Genomic DNA, 4,587 nt, shown 5'->3' on the forward strand with positions numbered 1-4,587 from the left:
AAAAAATATGGAAAAAAAGAAATTGAAAGTTAATACGCCCTTCCAACCTTCCTTTTTACGTAAAGAAATAGATGAAAAAATAACGGAAATCATCAACGGAACTAATAAAGCAAAAAAGATATATGTAAGCTCAACCTCAATACCTTTCTGAAGGTCACTACCATAATGTATATAAAGAAATTCAGAAGAATAGACCAAATATATATAAAGAGTTATGCAAAACATAATATTTGCTCCAATTGCAATACAAACCTTTTTATTTTGTAATATTTTCATCTTTCTTCTCCTTGTAAATATTTACAAATACCCTCCATTTTTTCCTTTTATTTTACCATTTGAATAATACGTTAAAAAGAATTTTTTCCTGTATATCTTATACATGTGAGGTTTACATAACATAATTTATCGGAAGTAGGTACAAAAAGCCGTCTTGATAGACGGCTTTCTGTTTACGTAACGAAGATTATTGAATTAATTGTTACTTGTTTTTTCAAAAAAGATTTTTGTTCCGTCTTCTCTCACAAGAAAACCTGCCTTAACTGATGAACTTTCCACGGCTTCTTGTTCTTCTCTTGTTATAACTAATAAGCGATCTTTATTTTGAACCTTTACTGGTCCTATATGATCTTCACTTTGTGTAGATACCTTTACATCTTGAAAACTGTTATCCTTTGCAAACCCTATTGATACGGTAAGAGCAAGAGCTCCTGCAAAACAAAGAACTGAAACTAGTCTTTTTTTCATAAATAAAACCTCCTGTTTTGATAATCTTAAACAATCCATAATTTACCTTTTGAGTATAAGCATTTTATGCTAGCTTGTCCAACTGTTATGCCTTATTTAAATAGGAATATCAGTACTTCAGATTATGAGGAGATAGAAGCCTTTTTTATTTTCCAAATGCTATAGATCAACGTGGATAGACAATATAAGAAACTAATTAACATGACGATAACGTAATTGGGGTAAAATTTTGCGCTATATACAAAGAAGTCGAGCTGAGAGATTTCACTTCTATCTGTGAGTGGTCTTCCCATCCATTTTGTAAATTTAGCGGTATAAATCCATTCACTTTCATTGTCCAGTAATTGACTTCCCGCATACCAACTTGTAATAGTAAAAACCATAAAAATGATAAAAGAAACCCCTATTTGAACCATATATGTGACTTTCAAAATATAACAACCTTTCTCGTTTACAACATGATACATAATAGTTAAATTATACCATAACAGTAATATACAAAGTGAATGTTTTACCTGTATATCCTATACATGTGAAGTTAACATAACATCTTATTATCGGAAGTCAATGTATCTATAAGCTTACAAAAGTTCCTTTCAGATGTTGGCTTTGAATAAAGTTGGGTTAAATAGATGCCACAGATGTTGATTTGAATGAAAATAAAAAGCTCTCGTTTTATCAAAACGAGAGCTTTTTATTATTTTATTTATGGTTAAATTCCCTAATTATTCTGGTTAGAAAGATATTTGGATACATCTTTTGGAACGTTAAAATTAAAGTTTAGATTTTTAGTTTTAACGTTGATATAAGGACTGTCTTCATAAGTAATAATTGTAGCTATTTGTTTAAGCTTTTTTTCATCTTTGTTTGACGACTCTCCAAACTTGATCGTTTCCTCTTGATACATCTTATAAATATTCTCTTTAGTGGCATTCGAAGGAATATCTGCAATACTCCATTTATCGACTTTTAGTGCATTCATAAATTTATTTACATTTTCTTTATTATCAATAACATTTAAAACTAATTCTGGATTGTCTACTGACGATACTTCAATTTTTTGAACTTTCTCAAGTCCGAAGTCTTCTTTTATGGCTTTTTCCTTTGTACTACATCCAAATAAAAATATAGATATACTCAAGATAGATATAAATATCATATAAACTTTTTTCATAACTATACCTCCTAAAAAATAAAATATACCGTTCATCCACTTTTTCTGTAAAAATTTAATATTTATTGATTATTATCCTATACACCTAGAAACTAATTATCTGTCAGTCTTGGAACTTAGATTAAAGAGAATTTCCTTTGTTCAAAATCTAATCCCCCTAAGTCTAATCATCTTAACGTTATAATAAATTCTCTCTCCTTCACCTATTGTGAAAACAGCAACCCCCTCTCCGTTTTAGAGAGAGGGTCTCCTTTATATTATATGTTGTCTGTTGCGACGCTTCACAATGTGTGCTGTCACCAGAACGACCAATCCAACAGTAAAGCCGATCAATTGGTCCAACAACAATTCGTCTTGCAACATCCAACGGAGGATGAAGGTACCACCAAAGATGAGCATGGCGAGAATTCCCATATACTGCAAACCTTGATAAACATTCTTCATCTTCCTCAACTCCTTCCCCATACATCCATACAGATCCTGTTCTGACGAGCTTTCTTGTTCACATAATCAGTGTTATCGGAAGTAAAGATAATATCTTTTAGAATGGGATGCAGCATGTAGTATTAAAATCAACGAATGCTACTGTCATTCTTCAAAGATATTATAAAGAAAATATATAATTTAGCTAGGATTCACTTTGATTTCTAATGTGTTAGATTCCGCACTTGGAATGAATTCTTCTTGTACCAAAGGTTTCTCTTCTTCGGGTGTTTGATGTCCTGTTTTTGGTTTTTTAAAGTATTCTTCGGTAGATTTTACAGTAGTTTTAGATACTCTTATGGTATATGTAACGCCTACATAAAACTCCGTTTTTGCTTCCTTCTTATCATCAGTAATTACAAATTTACTCTCAGGTAATACAGCCATATCTTTTGTTTGTTTCCCATTCGTCATTATTTGTACTAAATAATGCTGTTCATCATTTTGCGCATCTATTATTTTAATTGTGATATTTTTTGATTGAGTGTCTATGGATGCAGCGTTAGTCTTTATTGTCTTATCAGACGAATTTGAACATCCAACACAAGTAAATATGAATACAGAAACCACAAAAATAGCAGTAAACTTTCTCAAAATGACCATCCCCCTTTTCATAATTTTACCATATACTAATCATTTGAAGAGAAGAAGATTAGTTGTATACTCTATTCATGTCAGATTTACATAACATCTCATTATCGGTAGTCAATTAGTCTCAGGCATTATAAAAATACCCTTCAGACCTTATGTTCTGAAGGGATTTCTTGTTCACATAATCAGTGTTATCGGTAGTTGTATTTAAACAAATAAGGGCTTCTTCATAGAAATAGTTTTTACACTTGTACCATCTTTCTTATATACAATGTCTTCTTCATAAACTTGATATCCTACAGATTCATATAATTTAATATTTTTAGGGATAGTTGCTCGTACTTTACAGGTGATGTATTTTTTATTGTATTTTTTTGCGTAATCTTCTAACCAATGGAGCAATTCTTTGGCAATTCCTTTACCTCTATGATCTGGATGGACAGATAAGCGGAAGAAATATATATTATTTTTTTGTACACTAAAACGAATCATCCCTACAGGTGTTTGATTGAGTATGTAAATTCCTGCTAGTTCCTGTTGTTGTTTCCAAGCATCTTGTATAGATTCAATAGTTTCTTCTAATGCACTAGAAGGTGGTACAGTATCTTTGTATTCATAAAAAGCATCCATCATAATCTTATGAACAATATGGATTTCTTCATAGATCGCTAGATGTATTGTCATTATACCCTCTCCTCATGTGTATATTTATAATTATTTTATATGGCGAGGGATTATTAAACAACAATATAATTTAATAATTATTCAATTTCAATTATATTAATACAAAAAATATTGTTAATATAAGTAGGATTATCGGAAGTTAACTAGGAAATCATGCAATGTATTAGAAAGCAGGATTGACTCCCAATCTCCTTCACCATGCATTGCTGTATATACTGGACATCCTGTTTGAAGAACATCAATAAATATTGGATCCCCAAAATATACGTCTTGTCCAATTACTAACCAGCTAGCTTTCCAGTCTCCTTCGTTTTCGCCAATCAAAGAATTCCCTTCTGAATCTATGCTATAACCAAGTTGTCCATCATATATTTCTTCTTCCGTAAATAAAGACACAGTCATTTCGTCTAGCTCATATTCTTCGCCTGCTAGGTTCTGGAATTGACCAGTGATACCTTTAATCAATTCATTTTTAATCATATTATAATCCTCTTTCCAAAAGTGGTATTTGCGCTTTCTAGTTAACATAACGCGCGTTATCAGAAGTCCTGGTTAAAAATATGCAAATAAAGAACAACAAGCCCTATAAAAAATATTGAACAAGAAATACTCCACTTAACTTGAGAAGGTAGTTTCATTTTTTCAAATTTCTTTGAGATATAAAACAAGCAACCTGCAACTGTGATACTAGACCATATAGATAACCATTGACTAGGAATTGAGTAACCTACTGACCAAAGCAATCCCCAAAAAAATAAGCCTTCTGGTGGTTCTTTCTGTTTCTTATTCTTTTGCCTTTCACTTCGTTTAGGTAATTCATAATGACTGACTTCCATTTATTTGTCCTTTCAAGTGTATTTTGTAATCTTGTTCTGTTTTTATTAACAAAAACCTTTTTAGCTCTATTATTT

9 protein-coding genes are annotated in these 4,587 nt (G+C 31.2%); all 9 read right to left on the reverse strand.

The window, feature by feature from the left end; all coding sequences use genetic code 11:
• Positions 1-276: hypothetical protein (locus H540_RS0121550; protein WP_028402338.1), on the reverse strand; the 276-nt coding region annotated here is incomplete at its 3' end.
• Between the two features lie 195 nt (positions 277-471).
• Positions 472-744, reverse strand: a complete 273-nt coding sequence (locus H540_RS0121555) for a hypothetical protein (RefSeq protein WP_028402339.1) — start codon at positions 742-744, stop codon at positions 472-474.
• Positions 745-866: 122 nt separating this feature from the next.
• Complete coding sequence (locus H540_RS35690) at positions 867-1,211, reverse strand: DUF4306 domain-containing protein (protein ID WP_081415236.1); 345 nt, start codon at positions 1,209-1,211, stop codon at positions 867-869.
• Between the two features lie 254 nt (positions 1,212-1,465).
• On the reverse strand, positions 1,466-1,918 hold the full coding sequence (locus tag H540_RS0121565; protein WP_028402341.1) for a hypothetical protein: 453 nt from the start codon (positions 1,916-1,918) through the stop codon (positions 1,466-1,468).
• Positions 1,919-2,170: 252 nt separating this feature from the next.
• The gene (locus H540_RS0121570) at positions 2,171-2,362 is read right to left on the reverse strand and encodes a hypothetical protein (RefSeq protein ID WP_028402342.1); all 192 of its coding nucleotides are present in this window, start codon (positions 2,360-2,362) and stop codon (positions 2,171-2,173) included.
• A gap of 180 nt (positions 2,363-2,542) precedes the next feature.
• Positions 2,543-2,995: a hypothetical protein gene (locus tag H540_RS0121575; RefSeq protein ID WP_028402343.1), complete on the reverse strand. Its 453-nt coding sequence runs from the start codon at positions 2,993-2,995 to the stop codon at positions 2,543-2,545.
• 204 nt (positions 2,996-3,199) lie between these two features.
• On the reverse strand, positions 3,200-3,676 hold the full coding sequence (locus H540_RS0121580; RefSeq protein WP_028402344.1) for a GNAT family N-acetyltransferase: 477 nt from the start codon (positions 3,674-3,676) through the stop codon (positions 3,200-3,202).
• A gap of 129 nt (positions 3,677-3,805) precedes the next feature.
• The gene (locus H540_RS0121585; RefSeq protein WP_028402345.1) at positions 3,806-4,156 is read right to left on the reverse strand and encodes a hypothetical protein; all 351 of its coding nucleotides are present in this window, start codon (positions 4,154-4,156) and stop codon (positions 3,806-3,808) included.
• A gap of 247 nt (positions 4,157-4,403) precedes the next feature.
• Positions 4,404-4,587 (reverse strand): hypothetical protein (locus H540_RS35695; protein WP_028402230.1); only part of this gene is annotated, 184 nt, incomplete at its 5' end.

Origin of the sequence: Ectobacillus panaciterrae DSM 19096, from assembly GCF_000430785.1 — a bacterium.
Taxonomy (GTDB): Bacteria; Bacillota; Bacilli; order Bacillales; family Bacillaceae_G; genus Ectobacillus; species Ectobacillus panaciterrae.

What these genes read in the sequence shown, in the direction of transcription:
- H540_RS0121570 (WP_028402342.1), bottom strand. Translation starts at nt 2,362, where the DNA reads ATGAAGAATGTTTATCAAGGTTTGCAGTATATGGGAATTCTCGCCATG.
- H540_RS35690 (WP_081415236.1), bottom strand. Translation starts at nt 1,211, where the DNA reads ATGTATCATGTTGTAAACGAGAAAGGTTGTTATATTTTGAAAGTCACA.
- H540_RS0121585 (WP_028402345.1), bottom strand. Translation starts at nt 4,156, where the DNA reads ATGATTAAAAATGAATTGATTAAAGGTATCACTGGTCAATTCCAGAAC.
- H540_RS0121565 (WP_028402341.1), bottom strand. Translation starts at nt 1,918, where the DNA reads ATGAAAAAAGTTTATATGATATTTATATCTATCTTGAGTATATCTATA.
- H540_RS0121580 (WP_028402344.1), bottom strand. Translation starts at nt 3,676, where the DNA reads ATGACAATACATCTAGCGATCTATGAAGAAATCCATATTGTTCATAAG.
- H540_RS0121555 (WP_028402339.1), bottom strand. Translation starts at nt 744, where the DNA reads ATGAAAAAAAGACTAGTTTCAGTTCTTTGTTTTGCAGGAGCTCTTGCT.